Genomic DNA, 15,436 nt, shown 5'->3' on the forward strand with positions numbered 1-15,436 from the left:
AATCAACCAGACATGATGGGGAAGGTGAGCCAAGTCAGATCGGCAATCGCGAACGATCTGAGCGGAGAGGCCGCTTCGCTATTGGCTGGAAAAGGCCAAATCATGGCTGAGCGCCGTTTTATTTATTCGGCTGCTTTGCGGAGATCCGATGAACGCTCGTTCACAATACGGCCTGCGGCTCCCGATCGCTTCCGCCATACCGCCAATGCCCATCCCCTGCGCGCCGGACGGCTTGGACAGGCGGCGGGAGACTGGTCTAGCTTGCGCGGCGGCACCCGCTTTCTGCGCGGTCGCTCAAGCCATCTCAGAGGACAAGATGCCCAAGACCGACATCATCGCGGCGCTGACCCCCGAAATCACGGCGATCCGCCGCGACATCCACCGCCATCCCGAGCTGATGTATGAGGAACACCGGACCGCCGGCCTGGTCGCCGAGAAGCTGAAGGAATGGGGCGTCGATGAGGTCGTCACCGGCCTCGGCCGGACCGGCGTGGTCGGCGTGATCAAGGGCAAGGGCCAGGGCTCCGGCAAGGTCATCGGCCTGCGCGCCGACATGGATGCCCTGCCGATCCATGAGGAGACCAATCTCGAGCACCGCTCGACCGTCCCCGGCAAGATGCATGCCTGCGGCCATGACGGCCACACCGCCATGCTGCTCGGCGCCGCCCGCTACCTGACCCAGACCCGCGACTTCGACGGCACCGCCGTGCTGATCTTCCAGCCGGCCGAGGAAGGCGGCGCCGGCGCCAAGGCGATGATCGACGACGGGCTGATCTCGCGCTTCGGCGTCCAGGAGGTCTACGGCATGCACAACAAGCCGGGCGTGCCGGTCGGCAAGTTCGAGATCGCCAAGGGCCCGGCCATGGCCGCCGCCGACCGCATCCACCTCAAGATTGAGGGGCTGGGCGGGCACGCCGCCGCGCCGCACCGGGTCAACGACCCGATCGTCGCCTCCTGCGCGCTGGTCAGCGCCCTGCAGACGGTGGCCTCGCGCAATGCCGACCCGCTCGAGTCGATCGTCGTCTCGATCACCGCGCTCAATGCCGGCGAGGCCTTCAACGTCATTCCCCAGACGGCGGAGATCAAGGGCTCGGTGCGGACGCTAACGCCGCAGACCCGCGCCCTCGCGCAGAAGCGCATCACCGAGATCGTCGACGGCGTGATGAAGGCCTTCGGCATGAAATACGAGCTGGAATACCATCTCGGCTATCCGGTGACCTTCAACCATCACGGCCAGACCGACTTCGTCACCAGCGTCGCCAAGGAGGTGTTCGGCTCCGACTCGATCACCACCAACGTCCCGCCGACCATGGGCTCCGAGGATTTCTCCTTCATGCTCGAGGAGCGCCCCGGTGCCTTCATCAATATCGGCAACGGCGACTCGGCCGGCCTGCATCACCCGGCCTACGAGTTCAACGACCAGGCGATCCCGGTCGGCGTGAACTACTGGGCGAGCCTGATCGAAATCGCGATGCCGCAGCGCAGTTGAGCGCCGCGAGGCCGGCTTCGGCTGGCTTCGCCATCGAGCAGCCCATCCCGGCCAGCCGGGATGGGCCGGAGAAGGACGGCATGAGCGATATCGATTGCCTGGTGATCGGAGCCGGCGTCGTCGGCCTCGCAGCGGCCCGCGAACTGGCGCTCGCCGGCCGCGAAGTCGTGATAGCGGAGGCGGCCGAGGGCATCGGCACCCAGACCTCGGCGCGCAATTCCGAAGTCATCCATGCCGGGATCTACTATCCGCCCGGCTCGCTCAAGGCGAAGGTCTGCGTCGAGGGCCGCAGGAAGCTCTACCGCTATCTGGAGGAGCGCGGCCTGCCGCACAGGATCTGCGGCAAGCTGATCGTCGCCACCTCCGAAAGCCAGAAGCCGGCGCTGGAGACGATCATGGCGCGGGCGCGGGCCTCCGGCGTCGAAACCCTGCGCTGGCTCTCCGGCGCGGAAGCCCGGGCGATGGAGCCGGAGGTGCGCTGCGAGATCGCCCTGCTCTCGCCCGAGACCGGCGTGGTCGACAGCCATGCGCTGATGCTGTCGCTGCTCGGCGAGTGCGAGGCGGCCGGCGGCTCGCTCGCGCTGAACACGCCGATCACCGGCTGGCGGCGCGATGCGGACGGGTTCAGCGTCGATTTCGGCGGCGCGGAGCCCGCGACCTATACGGTGCGGACGGTGGTGAACGCGGCCGGACATGGCGCACCGAAGCTGCTCGGCCTGCTCGACGGCTTTCCGCCTGAACATGTGCCGGCGCAGCATTATGCCAAGGGCAACTATTTCGCGCTGACCGGCAGGCAGCCCTTCACCCATCTGGTCTATCCGGTGCCGGAGGCCGCGGGCCTCGGCATCCACGCCACCATCGACATGGGCGGGCGGGTCAAGTTCGGCCCCGATGTCGAATGGGTCGGGAGCGACCAGGATCTGGTGGTCGATCCCGCGCGGGGGGACAAGTTCTACGCCGCGATCCGGACCTATTGGCCGGCGCTGCCGGACGGGGCGCTGGTCGCGGATTATGCCGGGATCCGGCCGAAGCTGCACGGGCCGGGCGAGCCGATGCCGGATTTCCGCATCGACGGGCCGGAGGTGCATGGCGTGCCGGAGTTGGTCAATCTCCTGGGCATCGAGAGCCCGGGGCTGACCAGCTCGCTCGCGATCGCGGAAATGGTGCGCGAGAAGCTGTCATAGGATGTCATCCCGCACGCGCCGCGGCACGCGGTGCTGCTGCGCAGATGCGGGATGGCGCGCTTCTTTCCCTGCTTCTTATCCCCGCGCCTTCTGGAACGCTTCCCTCGCTTCGCGCGCCAACATCTCGATCCGCTTCCAGTCGCCCGCTGCGATGGCGTCGGCCGGCACCAGCCAGGAGCCGCCGACGCAGATCACCTGCGGCAGGGCGAGGTAATCGCCGAGATTCTTCAGGCCGACCCCGCCCGTCGGGCAGAAGCTCATCTGCGGGAACGGCCCGGAGAGCGCCTTCAGCGCCGGCGGGCCGCCAGCCTGCTCGGCCGGAAAGAACTTCGCCGCGACGCGGCCGGCCGCGACGGCGCGCATGCAGTCGGACGCCGTGGCGACGCCCGGCAGCCAGGGCAGCCCTGCCTGGCGCAGCGCCTCGTCCACGCTTTCGCTGAAACCGGGGCTGACGACGGCCTGGGCGCCTGCATCCTTCACCTGCGCGACCTGCGCCGGGGCGACGACCGTGCCGGCCACCGCCAGCGCCTTCGGCACCGACTTCGCGATGGCGGCGAGCGCCTCCAGCGCGGCGGGACGGCGCAGCGTGACCTCGACGACGTCGATGCCCCCGGCCACCAGCGCATGGGCGAGATCGACGGCGCGCGAGGCGTCCTCGATCACGACGACGGGGATGACTCCGCAGCTCTTCAGCCGGGCAATCGCGGCAGCTTCGTCCATGGCTTGGTCTTTCAATCGATTTGCAGACGGAAAACGGGCTCGCTGGCCTGCCCTACTCCTTCGCCCAATAGACGTCGAGCCCCCGCATGCGGCCAAGCAGCATGTCGACCGGCAGCGGCACGGAGCGGCTGCCGGCCCCTTTCAGCACCGCCTCCTTGGCGGCGCCGGAGACGAGCAGCCCCGCCCAGCCCGCCTCGACCAGCCTCCTCGGCGACAGCGACAGGCGCGGCGGCAGCCCCGGCGGACGCGCGACCACGATGCCGCTGTCGGGCACGGCGTCGAAACTCGCTTCCGCGCCCGGGAAGAGCGAGGCGATGTGGCCATCCGCGCCCATGCCGGAGACGACGAGGTCGAGCGGCGGCAATTCGGCGAGCTCGGCGCAGAGCTGCGAGGCGGCGGCCTCGATGTCGCTGCCATGGCCGTGGAAGGACAGGAACCGGACGCGCCCCTGCGCCAGCGGTGCGAACTGCGTCCGCAGCATCCGCTCGTTCGACGCCGGATCGTCGGCGGCGACGAAGCGCTCGTCGGTCGGCAGCAGCGTGACCTGTTCCCAGGGCAGCTCCTGCCGGCCGAGCGCGGCGAGGAAGAGCGCCGGCGTGTTGCCGCCTGGCACCACCAGCGAGGCCCGCTCCTGGCGGGCCAGCAGATCCTTCAGCCGGATCGCGACCGCTTCCGCCAGCGCCTCGGAGGCATCGGCGAGCGTGGCGAAGCGCTGCCAGGCGACGGCTCCGCCCGCCATCAGACCAGGTCCGGATCGGCCCAGGAGCGGCCGTCGCGCTCGATCAGGCCGATCGCCTGAGACGGCCCCCAGGAGCCCGCCGCGTAGCGGTGCGGATGCGGCGTGTAGTCCTGCCAGCCGGCGATGATCGGATCGACCCAGGCCCAGGCCTGCTCGACCTCGTCGCGATGCATGAACAGCGTCTGGTCGCCGCGGATGACGTCGGTGAGCAGCCGCTCATAGGCGTCGGGCGTGCGCTCGTCGAAGGCGGTGGAATAGCGCAGGTCGAGCTGACGCGGCACGATCTTGAGCCGGCCGGAGCCCGGCACCTTCATCATGAGCTGGAGCTGGACGCCGTCGTTCGGCTGCAGGCGGATGAACAGGCGGTTGGCGTCGAGCCGGTCGCAGGTGCCGTTGCCGAAGATCGAATGCGGCACCGGCTTGAAGGTGACGACGATCTCGGAATAGCGCTGCGCCATGCGCTTTCCGGTGCGCAGATAGATCGGGACGCCGGCCCAGCGCCAGCTATCCAGCTCGCAGCGGATCGAGACGAAGGTCTCGGTGTTGGAGGCATGGCCCAGCTCCTCGGCATAGCCGCGCACGCGCTGGCCGTCGATCTGGCCGGGCCCGTACTGGCCGCGCACGGTGTAGCGCTGGACATCCGGCCCGACGATGGGGCGCAGCGCCTTGAGCACCTTGATCTTCTCGTCGCGGACGGCGCCGGCCTCCAGCATGTTCGGCGGCTCGATGGCGAACAGCGTCAGCAACTGCATGAGATGGTTCTGCACCATATCGCGCATATGGCCGGCCTTGTCGTAATAGCCGGCGCGGCTTTCCAGCCCGACCGTCTCGGCCACCGTGATCTGGACATGGTCGATGTCCCGACTCGACCAGGAGCGCTCGAACAGCGTGTTGGCGAAGCGCAGGACGAGCAGGTTCTGCACCGTCTCCTTGCCGAGATAGTGGTCGATCCGGTAGGTCCGGCTTTCCGGCAGGATGCGCGCGACGGCGTCGTTGATCTGGCGGGCGGAGGCGAGATCGCGCCCCAGCGGCTTCTCCAGGATGACGCGCGAGGTCGGCGTCAGGATCTGCGCCTTGGCGAGGTTTTCGCAGATCGGGATGAACAGGTCGGGCGGCGTCGAGAGATAGAAGGAGCGCACCCGCTCCGATTCGCCGAGCGCCTTCTTCAGCGACGTGTAGGTCTCGGGCTTCAGCGCATCGAGCAGCACCATGGTGAGCCTGCGCAGGAAGGTCTCGACCTGGTCGGCCGGGATGCCTTCCTCGCGGAGCCGCTGGGCGATCTGTCTGGGCAGGCCCTCGACATCCTCCTCCTTGCGGACGACGGCGAGAACCCGGCTCTCCTCCGGCAGCACCCCTTCGCGGTTGCGCTGGGCCAGCGCCGGGAAGAGCTTGCGCAGGGCGAGATCGCCGCCGGCGCCGAAGATCACCAGATCGAAGGGCGGGACCGGCGTGCGCTCGGGAATGGTTTCGGGCCGCAGCCCCTGATCGACGATGGCGTCCATGGCACTCGCAACTCCGTACGGCTCTCCGGATTCGGCTAGCCGATCGCTGCGGCCAGAGTGAGACGGTTCGGCCGGCTTGCAAAGGAGAAAGAACGCGCCGCCGCCATGTCTCCCGGCGCCGCGCGGCGCGCGAGGCCGGTTTCGCCGGCGAAGCGCCGGCACGAATTCCCGCGCGGCGACGGCGTGACGGCTCGCGCGCCGCGAGGCGATCGGTCATAGTCCCGCCGGTCCGGCGATTCCGCCGGAGGAACGCAGCGCCGCAGTCCCGCCCCGGCCGGATATGCGGCGCCCGGCATGGGTCTGAGCGAAGCGCATGGCAGTGCAGGGCCGCATCCGGTCTGGACGCACCAAGGAGGAGCGGCGCGCGGCGCTGCTCGCCGGCTATCGCGCCCTGCCCGGCACCCATGACGAGCTCGTCGACGCGGCAGGGGCCGTGCGGCCCCACTGGGAACCTTTCCTCCAGGAATGGTGCGCGCTGTCGCCGGACGAGTTGCGGCAGCGCTTCGGCCTCGCCGACCGGCATGTCCACGATACCGGCGTCTCCTATCGCGTCCACGGCGATATCGATACGCACGATCCCAGCGCGGGCGAGCGCGCCTGGCCGCTGAGCCATGTGCCGCTTCTCATCCCCGGCGCCGAATGGCAGAGCATCGCCGCCGGCGTCGCGCAGCGGGCGCAACTGCTCGCGCGCCTGCTCGACGACGTCTACGGCCCCGGCGACTTCGTCGCGAAGGGCCTGCTGCCGGCGGCGGTCGTCACCGGCAGCCCGGATTACCTGCGCCCCCTGCACGGCACGCCGGGCGGCGGCGCGCTGCAGCTCTACGCCGCCGATCTCGGCCGCGGGCCGGACGGGCGCTGGTGGGTGCTGCAGGATCGCGCCCAGGCGCCCTCGGGCGCCGGCTACGCGCTGGAGAACCGGCTGGCCCTGACGCGCGCCTTCCCGGACATGTTCCGCAGCATGAACATCGAGCGGCTCGCCGCCTTCTTCCAGGGCTTCCGGGCCGGGCTGGTGGCACGGTCGCGGCGGGTCGAGCCGCGGATCTGCCTGCTGACGCCCGGCCCGCTCAACGAGAGCTATTTCGAGCAGGCCTATCTCGCGCGCTATCTCGGCTTCCTGCTGGTGGAAGGCGACGATTTGCTGATGCGGGAGGGCCGGGTGCATGTGCGCACCATCGCCGGGCTCAAGCGCGCCGATGTGATCTGGCGGCGCATCGACGGCGATTTCGCCGACCCGCTCGAGCTCAATGCGCGATCGGCGCTCGGCGTCGCCGGGCTGGTGCAGGCCGTGCGCGGCGGCCAGGTCCATGTCGCCAACGGCCTCGGCTCGGGCGTCGTCGAGGCGCGGGCGCTGATGGGCTTCCTCCCCGCCCTCGCGCGGCAGGTGCTGGGCGAGGAGCTGATCCTGCCGAATATCGCGACCTGGTGGTGCGGCCAGCCGCGGGAGCGCGAGGCCGTGCTGGCGCGACTCGACGAGATGAGCGTCGCGCCCGCCTTCCGCAGCGCCGGCGGCGAGCTCGGCCGGGAATCGGTGCTCGCCGGCGAGTTGCCAGCGGCCGGGCGCGCGGCGCTGCGCGCCCGCATCGCTGCGCGCGGCCTGGACTATGTCGGGCAGGAGGTCGTCAGGCTCTCGACCATGCCGGTGTTCCAGAACGGCCGGCTCGAGCCGCATCCGATGACCTTGCGCGTCTTCGCCGCCGCGACGCCGGACGGCTGGAAGGTGATGCCCGGCGGCTTCTGCCGGATCTCGGAGGAGCCGGACGCACGCGCCGTCAGCCTGCGCAACGGCGTGCGCTCCAGCGATGTCTGGGTCACCGCCGACGCGCCGGTCGAGCCGATCACGCTCCTGCCGGCGCCGGACCGGATCAGCATCCAGCGCGTCACCGGCACGCTGCCGAGCCGCGCCGCCGACAACCTGTTCTGGCTCGGGCGCTATCTGGAACGCGGCGAGGCGACGCTGCGCCTGGTGCGCGCCCTGCTCGGCCGGCTGATCGATTCCGATCCCTCGCCGGGACGCGGCGACACGGTGCGCCGGCTGGCCGAGCTTCTCGTCGCCTGGGGGGCGGCTCCGCATGACCGCGGCCGAAACCCAGCCGCGCAGGCCTATTCGGCGCTCTACAGCCTCGACGACTACGGCTCCGCCGCCGCCTCGGTGCGGGAGGCGCGCCGCACCGCCTCGGTCATCCGCGAGCGGCTCTCGGTCGACGCCTGGCGATTGTTCGGCGACCTGCAGAAGCAGCTCACGCCGCAGGACGGGCGCAGGCCCTCGGAGGGCGAGGCCTACGAGATCGCCGACCGCGCCCTGAAGACGCTCGCGGCCTTCTCCGGCCTCAGCCAGGAGAACATGGTGCGCGGCGCGGGCTGGCGCTTCCTCGATATCGGGCGGCGGCTGGAGCGCGGCATCGCGACCTGCCGCTTCGCCCGGCAATTCACCGAGAACGAGCCCTCGGGCGAAGCCCTCGACGCGCTGCTCGACCTGACCGATTCGCAGATCACCTATCGCTCGCGCTACCTGCTCGGGGCGAGCCTGCAGCCGGTGCTCGACCTGGTCATGCTGGACCCGTACAATCCCCGCTCGGTCGCCTTTCAGGTCGAGCGGCTCGAGGCCGAGATCAGGGGCCTGCCGACGCTGGCCGAGGACGGCATGCTGGAGACGCCCTACCGCCTGGTGCTGCGGCTCGCCGCCGATTGCCGCATCGCCGAGGCCGGCCGGCTCGACCGCACCAGCATCCTGCTGTTCGAGCAATTGCTGATGGGGCTCTCCGCCGCCATCGCCGACCGGTACTTCCTCCAGAACAGCGGCCCGGAAGGATCGCGACTGACGGGCATCGCGTGATCTACGACGTCCGCCACGTCACCACCTACGACTACAGCCGGCAGGTGCCCTTCGCGCGCTGCGTGATGCGGCTGCTGCCGCGCGACGGGTCGGGCCAGCACGTGCGGAGCAGCGAACTGCTGATCACGCCGCGCCCGGCCGAGCGCAGCGACGCGCCCTGCTTCTTCGGCAACCGGATGACGATGGCGACGATCGCCAGCCCGCATCACGAACTCAAGGTCGAGATGCGCGCGCGCGTCGCCGTCGAGCGCCCGGCCCCGCCCTATCCCGGGCTGACGCGCGGCTGGGAGGAGGTCGCGGCGCTGGCGCTCGCCTCCTGCAGCCTCGCGCCCGCCTCTCCCGCCCATCACCTCTATCCCAGCCGGCTCGTGCCCGAGGTCGCCTCCGTCATCGCCTATGCACGCGAGAGCTTCGGGGCGAGGCGGCCGGTGCTGGAGGCCGCGAGCGAGCTGATGGCGCGGATCCGGCGGGACTTCGCCTACGATCCCGACGCGACCAAGGTCTCGACCCCCCTGGCCGAGGCCTTCGCCCGGCGCCACGGCGTCTGCCAGGATTTCGCCCATATCATGATCGCGGGCCTGCGCGGCCTCGGCCTGCCGGCGGCCTATGTCAGCGGCTATATCCGCACCATCCCGCCGGCCGGCCAGAGGCGGCTGGAAGGCGCCGATGCCAGCCATGCCTGGGCGCTGCTCTGGTGCGGGCCTGAAACCGGCTGGATCGGGCTCGACCCGACCAACGACCTGATCGTCGCCGACGACCACATCGTCACCGCCATCGGCCGCGACTATGCCAATGTCGCGCCGCTCGACGGGGTGGTGATCGGGCCGGGCTCGCAGCAGATCGGGGTCGCGGTCGACGTGATTCCGGTCGGCTGAGCGCCCGTCACGACAGGGCGGCACACGCCTTCGCACAGGCGCGGCAGGCCGCGACGCAATCCTCCATGCCGCCGAGGCGCTCGCAATCGGCGGCACAAGCCTCGCAAATCTCGATACATTCCGGGGCGAGATGCCTGGCATGCGGCGAGGCCATCATCAGCAGATGGGCCATGGTCCGACAGATCTCGGAACAGGCCAGCATCAGCGTCAGATGCCCCGGTTCGGCATGGGCGCCTCCGACGGCGAGGCAATGCGTCGTCGCCATGCCGAAGCAGTGCTTGTAGCAATCGAGCGCGAGATCGACGATCTCGCGCGTCTTCGGGTCGGGGTGGTGCATGTCGCGGCTCCGATCGGGAGAAGTGCGTTTCCCGATCAACCGCCGCGACCGCAGCCTGTTCCGAGATCAGGCCAGCGTGTAGGCCGTCTTCACCGTGCTGTAGAACTCCTTGGCGTAGGCGCCCTGCTCGCGCGGACCGTAGCTGGAGCCCTTCCGGCCGCCGAACGGCACGTGATAGTCGACGCCCGCCGTCGGCAGGTTGACCATCACCATGCCGGCCTCGCTGTTGCGCTTGAAATGCGTGGCGTATTTCAGCGAGGTCGTGCAGATGCCCGAGGAGAGGCCGAACTCGGTGTCGTTGGCCACGGCGAGCGCCTCGTCATAGTCCTTGACGCGGACGATGTTGGCGACCGGGCCGAAGACCTCCTCGCGCGAGATGCGCATGGCGTTGGTGGTCTCGGTGAACAACGCCGGCTGGAGATAGAAGCCGGGAGTCTCGCGCTTCAGGAGCTCGCCGCCGAAGGCGAGCCTGCCGCCCTCGTCCTTGGCGATCTGGATGTATTTCAGGTCCTGGTCGAGCTGGCTCTGGTCGACGACCGGGCCGATATGGGTGCCGGCCTTGAGCGCGTCGTCGACGACGACGCCCTTCAGCCGCTCGATGCAGGCCTCGACGAATCTGTCGTGGATGCCGGCCTGGACGATCAGGCGCGAGGACGCCGTGCAGCGCTGGCCGGTGGAGAAGAAGGCGCCGTTGACCGCGACCTCGACCGCCGTCTTCAGGTCGGCGTCGTCGAGCACGACGAGCGGGTTCTTGCCGCCCATCTCGAGCTGGACCTTCTTCATCGGGCTCGAGGCGATGCAGGCGGCCGCGACCTTGCGGCCGGTCGCGACCGAGCCGGTGAAGGAGATCGCCGCGACGTCCTTGTGCTCGAGCAGCGCCTGGCCGACGACCGAGCCGCGGCCCATGACCAGGTTGAGCACGCCCTTGGGCAGGCCGGCACGCTGGATGATGTCAACGAGCGCCCAGGCCGAGCCCGGCACGAGATCGGCCGGCTTGATCACGACGCAGTTGCCCCAGGCCAGCGCCGGGGCGATCTTCCAGGCCGGGATCGCGATCGGGAAGTTCCAGGGCGTGATCATGCCGACGATTCCGACCGGCTCGCGGGTGATCTCGACACCGACGCCCGGGCGCACCGAGGGAACCATCTCGCCGCCGGCGCGCAGGCATTCGCCGGCGAAGAAGGCGAATATCTGGCCGGCGCGGGCGGCCTCGCCGATGCCCTCGGCCAGGGTCTTGCCCTCCTCGCGCGAAAGCAGCCGGCCGAGCTCGTCCTTGCGGGCGAGGATCTCGTCGGAGGCCTTCTTCAGGACCTCGTAGCGCTCCTGCGGCGTGGTGCGGCTCCAGGCCGGGAAGGCGGCCTTGGCCGCCGCGACGGCGTTGTTCAGGTCCTCGACCGTCCCTTGCGCGTATTCGCCGACGACGTCGCCGGTATTGGAGGGGTTGATGTTGCGCGACGCGTGAGCCGCGGCGGTCCATTCGCCGTCGATCAGGTTCTTGAAGGGCGCATTCATCAGCTTCACTCCCACGGAAGACGGTGTCCTGCAGGCGGTGTTAACCTCTTTGGACCGCGAAGGCCAATGCCCTCGCGCCTGCCCGCCATCCGCTGCCCGCAAGGCGCGCAGCCGCCTCGGCCGTTCATTTCTGCTGGATCGAGAGCCCGTTCTTGCCGACCGAAATCTCGACCCCGTCGGGCTGCTTCTTCTCCTGATAGAGGGAGTAGCCGGTGACGGCGAGCGCCGCCAGGAGCACGACGACGAGAACGATCAGCAGATTGCGCGATGCAGGCATGGGCTTTCCCGAATGAGGCGGCCGGGGCCGCGGCGGGAGGCGAAACCGCCGGTCCGCGCAAAAGTTCCGCGCAAAAGTTCGGTGATCGTGGAACGCCGCCGGCCGCCGCGCGTTTCACCTGTTCGGACAGCGGATATCGCGTCGCAGGAGGGGGCGATGTCGGAGACGGAATGGCAGGAACGGATCTGGACGGCGCTCGACGCCCATCCGGTCTACATGGTGTCGCTGATCGCCGGCGACATGCTGAAGACCCGTCCGATGGCGGGCCATATCGACCGCGAGCGTCATCGCCTGCTCTTCATCACCCACCGCCATACCGGGATCATCGAGGCGGCGCTGCACTCGCCCTCCGTCTCCGTCGCCATCAGCCAGGAAGACCGCAACTTCTATGCGGCGATCGCCTGCACGGCCTCGGAGGTCACGGACCGCGAGCTGCTCCACCAGATCTGGACGCCGATGGCGGGCGCCTGGTTCCCGAACGGCCCGGACGACCCGGATGCCGGGCTATTGGCGCTGACGCCGGTCTCCGCGGAAATCTGGGACGGGCCGTCCAGCAGCGTGCTCGTCGCCTTCAAGCTGGCGACCGCCAAGATCCTCGGCCGCACGCCGGATCTCGGCGTCAACGCCACCATCGACATGCGCTAGACCCCTCGCATGACCGGGAGGCGGCTCACGCGGGATCGAGATCGCTCGCCCGTCGGCCGGCCCAGGCCGTCGCCAGGCTCGACCAGACCACGCCGAGGCACCAGCCGCCAAGCACGTCGGTCGGCCAGTGGACGCCGAGATAGATGCGGCTCAGGCCGATCAGCAGGATCATCGTCGCGGCGAGGAGCAACGCGAACAGGGCGATGTCGTCGCGCCGCGAGGCGAGCCCGACGAAGCCGGCGATGCTGAGCAGCACCGCGGCCGAGAGGAAGGCGTGGCCGCTGGGGAAGCTCGCCGTGAAGGTCAGGGCGGCATGGGCGACGATGTCGGGCCGCTCGCGGGCGATCGCGATCTTCAGCCCGCTGCTGACGAGCACGGCCAGGAGCACGCTGGCGACCAGCCCGGCGGCGAGGCGGCGCCGGCCGCAGATCCAGAGCCCCAACGTCGCCCCCACCATCATGAAGAACAGCCCGACGAAGCTGCCCAGCCCCGTCATGTCCCGCACCGCTTCCTGGAACCAGGCCGGGCCGAGCGGAACCGCCGGATTGCCCGGCTCGCGGAACAGCAGGATCAGGCTCCGGTCGAAAGCGAAGCTGCGGCCCGAGGCGATGGCGGCGGCCAGCGCCAGGAACAGCAGCCCCGCCACCGCCGGAACGACGAGCCTGGGATGCAGCAGGGCGGGAACCCTGCCGGATGCGGAACGGGACATGCGGTCTTCTCTCTCAAGGTTTCGTCGCGCGCGCCGCTATAACGCGAAAAGCCCGCGGAAGCAGGCTGTATGACAGAGGCCCCGCCTTGCGCTCGACCTCCCCGTCGAAAGTGACGTGGCCCCGGCGCTTGTCGCGCCGCTGCAGCACGACCGCGTCGCCGCGGAAGGAGGCAAGGTTGCCGGAGGCCCGCCAGCCGCCGGAAACCACCGAAAGCGCCGCCTTGCTGCGGGAATAAAGGCCGCCGGCATTCAGGACATGGACCTCGAAGACGCCCCCGTCGAGCGCCTCGCGGCGCCATTCGGCCCCGTCGAAGCGGTTGACGGTGATCAGCACCGCATCGGCCTCGACGACGAGGTTGTTCCCGCCGACGCCGATCTCCACCGCGATCGATCGGGTAAACAGGATCGAGCGCGCCGCCGCGAGCGCAAATGCGGCGCCGCGGCTGAACGGGATGCGCCGGCGGGCCGATTCGCGCTCGCGCGCCATCAGGCTGAAGAAGCCGAGGCCGGAGAGCGAATGGAACAGCCGGTCGTTCACCCGCCCGACATCCATCGCCACCGGCTCGCCGTCGCAGAGCGCCGCGACCTGCCGCTCCAGCGGGCCGTACAGGCCGAGATCGCGCCCGAGCACGTTGACTGTCCCCAGCGGCAGGATGCCGACGGGCCGCCCCGCCCGGATCAGCACCGGCAGCACGCCGTTGATGGTGCCGTCGCCCCCGGCGACGACCGGAACCGCATCGCCGTCCGCGACGGCCAGCGCCAGCGCCCCGGCGACGTCGCGCGGCGGGACGAGCCTCACCTCGGCCTGCGCGCCGCGCGCGGCGAAGGCGGCCTGCAGCCGCGCCGCGAAGGCTGCGGTGCCCGCCTGGAGAACCGTGCCCGCGCGGGCATTGACGACGACCGTGTATCGCATCGCTCGACCGTGACGGAATACCGGGCCTTCCCCGCGCGGCGAGGCGGCTCAGGCCGCGGCCTGGCCGGCCCCGTAAGGTCGCGCGGGGGCATCCAGCAGCGCGATCGGCACCGGCAAGGCCTCGACCTCCTCGGTGACCACCTCGAAGCAACCCAGGGCATGGCGGCCGAAGGTGCTGAGCATCGCCACATCCGTCGCGTCCCGCCCGCGGGCGATGACGATCCGGCCGATGCGCGGCCGGTTGTGGCGGGCGTCGAAGGTGTGCCAGCGCCCGCCGAGGAAAACCTCGAACCAGGCATTGAAGTCCATCGGCGCCGGATCGGGCGGCACGCCGATATCGCCGAGATAGCCGTTGCAGTAGCGGGCCGGGATGTTCATGCAGCGGCAGAACGCGACCGCGAGATGGGCGAAGTCGCGGCAAACGCCGACCCGCTCCTGGAAGGCCTCGGCGGCGGTGCGCGTGCTGCGGGCGAAATGGTAGCCGAAGCTGAGATGGTTGTGCACGAAATCGGCGATGGCCTGGACGCGCGCCCAGCCCGGCGCAGCCTCGCCGAACAGATGCCAGGCCTGGTCGCAGAGCCGGTCGGTCTCGCAGTAGCGGCTGCCGAGCAGATAGGGCAGCACCTCGTGCGGCAATTGCGACGGCGGCACCTCCTGCGCCTCCGGGAACTGGCGGTCGGGCTCGCCGGAATCCTCGATCACCCCCTCCGACTCCAGCCTGACCCCGCCGGGCGGGGCGACCAGCCGGCGGCCGATATTGCCGAAAGCGTCGCGGTGCTGGGTGACGGCGAGCGGGCGCGAAGGATCGCGCAGGGCCGTCACCCGCATCTCGTCCGGCCTGACGAGGTCACGGCGGCGCGAAGGGTGGACGTCCAGCAGAGTCACGATCGGCGTGTCGTGCTCGCAGACGAGCTCGATCCGGTAGCCATAGCGGATGTGCATGTGTCTTCCTGATTGAAGGGAAGCCTTCCGCGGGAAGAAGCCGCGGCGGCTCGTCGTTTCCCCCGCAGATCAGACGCGGAGCCCGTCGGCAAAGTTCCGGCCCGCGGCAAAAAAAGCGGTGCCCCGCGCGAAAACGCCCCCGGAAAAAGAAGATGCGGGCCTTTCGGCCCGCATCCCGCCGTCGCGACGGTTCGGCTGGGGGGATAGCGACCGCCGCGACCTGCGTCTGGCTGCCGCTACATCATCCAGTAGGGCATCGTGCCGTAGTAGTCGTGGACACGCTTGCCATAAGCCTTGTCCTCCCAGTCGGGCTCCCCTTCGCTGTCATACATCGGGGCCGCTTCGAGCTTCTCCTTCGTCAGCGGCACGACATAGCCGCCGCGCTGCGGGTCGTAGTCGAGCACGCTCCAGGGGATGGGATGGTATTTCTCGCCGAGCCCCAGGAAGCCGCCGAAGGACATGATGGCGTAGGCGACCTTGCCGGTCTGCTTGTCGAGCATGATGTCGTAGATTTCGCCGAGGTGATCGCCCGCGACGTTGTAAACGTCCGTGCCGGCGACCCGCGCGCCGGCGATCAGCGGATTCGCGCCGCCAGCAGCATTGGACATCGTCATCGTTCGCTCCATCCGGTTTGCTCGCCCCGCGGCCTGCCGGCCGGGAGCCGTTGACCAACTCGCCGAAGCAACTCACCGTCGTGGCGAAGGTTCCGACGGATCGCGCCTGCGTTGCCGGTCGTCCGGGGCCGCGAGGCGGGCGCCT

Annotated in this window: 15 protein-coding genes; 5 read left to right on the forward strand and 10 right to left on the reverse strand. The window is 69.8% G+C overall.

What is annotated here, in order from left to right; translation table 11 throughout:
* The first annotated feature begins 316 nt into the window (after window positions 1-316).
* Window positions 317-1,489 carry a M20 aminoacylase family protein gene (locus ACWH43_RS17765; protein ID WP_448153567.1) on the forward strand — a complete coding sequence of 391 codons (1,173 nt, stop codon included), beginning with the start codon at window positions 317-319 and terminating at the stop codon, window positions 1,487-1,489.
* Window positions 1,490-1,569: 80 nt separating this feature from the next.
* Window positions 1,570-2,673, forward strand: coding sequence for an NAD(P)/FAD-dependent oxidoreductase (locus tag ACWH43_RS17770; protein ID WP_158444561.1), 1,104 nt, complete (start codon window positions 1,570-1,572; stop codon window positions 2,671-2,673).
* A gap of 75 nt (window positions 2,674-2,748) precedes the next feature.
* On the opposite strand, the gene eda is transcribed toward ACWH43_RS17770, so the two are convergent.
* From eda to zwf, 3 genes are read right to left on the reverse strand one after another with little or no spacing between them, the layout of a single operon-like run.
* A complete protein-coding gene (gene eda / locus ACWH43_RS17775) occupies window positions 2,749-3,393 on the reverse strand; it encodes a bifunctional 4-hydroxy-2-oxoglutarate aldolase/2-dehydro-3-deoxy-phosphogluconate aldolase (protein ID WP_158444560.1) in 645 nt (214 codons plus the stop codon).
* A 52-nt stretch (window positions 3,394-3,445) separates the two neighbouring features.
* Window positions 3,446-4,132 (reverse strand): 6-phosphogluconolactonase, encoded by a 687-nt coding sequence (locus ACWH43_RS17780; protein WP_158444559.1) that lies wholly within the window; start codon window positions 4,130-4,132, stop codon window positions 3,446-3,448.
* A complete protein-coding gene (gene zwf / locus ACWH43_RS17785; RefSeq protein WP_158444558.1) occupies window positions 4,132-5,634 on the reverse strand; it encodes a glucose-6-phosphate dehydrogenase in 1,503 nt (500 codons plus the stop codon). Before zwf ends, ACWH43_RS17780 begins: the two co-directional genes overlap by 1 nt.
* A 313-nt stretch (window positions 5,635-5,947) precedes the next feature.
* Here zwf and ACWH43_RS17790 point away from each other — a divergent pair, with 313 nt between their 5' ends.
* Together ACWH43_RS17790 and ACWH43_RS17795 are read left to right on the forward strand one after the other, a co-directional pair.
* Entirely contained in the window at window positions 5,948-8,467 is a 2,520-nt protein-coding gene (locus tag ACWH43_RS17790; protein WP_158448148.1) for a circularly permuted type 2 ATP-grasp protein, read from the forward strand.
* The gene (locus tag ACWH43_RS17795) at window positions 8,464-9,342 is read left to right on the forward strand and encodes a transglutaminase family protein (protein WP_448153568.1); all 879 of its coding nucleotides are present in this window, start codon (window positions 8,464-8,466) and stop codon (window positions 9,340-9,342) included. The genes ACWH43_RS17790 and ACWH43_RS17795 overlap by 4 nt, the downstream gene beginning before the upstream one ends.
* 7 nt (window positions 9,343-9,349) lie before the next feature.
* On the opposite strand, the gene ACWH43_RS17800 is transcribed toward ACWH43_RS17795, so the two are convergent.
* The 3 genes from ACWH43_RS17800 to ACWH43_RS17810 form a co-directional block, all read right to left on the reverse strand.
* Window positions 9,350-9,679: a four-helix bundle copper-binding protein gene (locus ACWH43_RS17800; RefSeq protein ID WP_158444555.1), complete on the reverse strand. Its 330-nt coding sequence runs from the start codon at window positions 9,677-9,679 to the stop codon at window positions 9,350-9,352.
* 66 nt (window positions 9,680-9,745) lie between these two features.
* A complete protein-coding gene (locus ACWH43_RS17805; RefSeq protein WP_158444554.1) occupies window positions 9,746-11,191 on the reverse strand; it encodes an aldehyde dehydrogenase family protein in 1,446 nt (481 codons plus the stop codon).
* A 124-nt stretch (window positions 11,192-11,315) separates the two neighbouring features.
* Window positions 11,316-11,468, reverse strand: a complete 153-nt coding sequence (locus tag ACWH43_RS17810; RefSeq protein ID WP_260348104.1) for a hypothetical protein — start codon at window positions 11,466-11,468, stop codon at window positions 11,316-11,318.
* Between the two features lie 156 nt (window positions 11,469-11,624).
* On the opposite strand from ACWH43_RS17810, the gene ACWH43_RS17815 reads away from it, so the two are divergent.
* Complete coding sequence (locus ACWH43_RS17815) at window positions 11,625-12,113, forward strand: pyridoxamine 5'-phosphate oxidase family protein (protein WP_260348103.1); 489 nt, start codon at window positions 11,625-11,627, stop codon at window positions 12,111-12,113.
* 25 nt (window positions 12,114-12,138) lie between these two features.
* Here the strand turns inward: ACWH43_RS17815 and ACWH43_RS17820 are convergent, their stop codons facing one another.
* The 4 genes from ACWH43_RS17820 to ACWH43_RS17835 form a co-directional block, all read right to left on the reverse strand.
* Window positions 12,139-12,822: a phosphatase PAP2 family protein gene (locus ACWH43_RS17820; RefSeq protein ID WP_158444552.1), complete on the reverse strand. Its 684-nt coding sequence runs from the start codon at window positions 12,820-12,822 to the stop codon at window positions 12,139-12,141.
* Window positions 12,823-12,835: 13 nt separating this feature from the next.
* A complete protein-coding gene (locus ACWH43_RS17825) occupies window positions 12,836-13,735 on the reverse strand; it encodes a diacylglycerol/lipid kinase family protein (protein ID WP_158444551.1) in 900 nt (299 codons plus the stop codon).
* Window positions 13,736-13,783: 48 nt separating this feature from the next.
* Entirely contained in the window at window positions 13,784-14,677 is an 894-nt protein-coding gene (locus ACWH43_RS17830; RefSeq protein WP_158444550.1) for a transglutaminase-like domain-containing protein, read from the reverse strand.
* A gap of 236 nt (window positions 14,678-14,913) precedes the next feature.
* Window positions 14,914-15,291 carry a PRC-barrel domain-containing protein gene (locus tag ACWH43_RS17835; protein WP_260348102.1) on the reverse strand — a complete coding sequence of 126 codons (378 nt, stop codon included), beginning with the start codon at window positions 15,289-15,291 and terminating at the stop codon, window positions 14,914-14,916.
* Window positions 15,292-15,436 lie beyond the last annotated feature (145 nt).

The organism is Allobosea minatitlanensis (assembly GCF_964020775.1).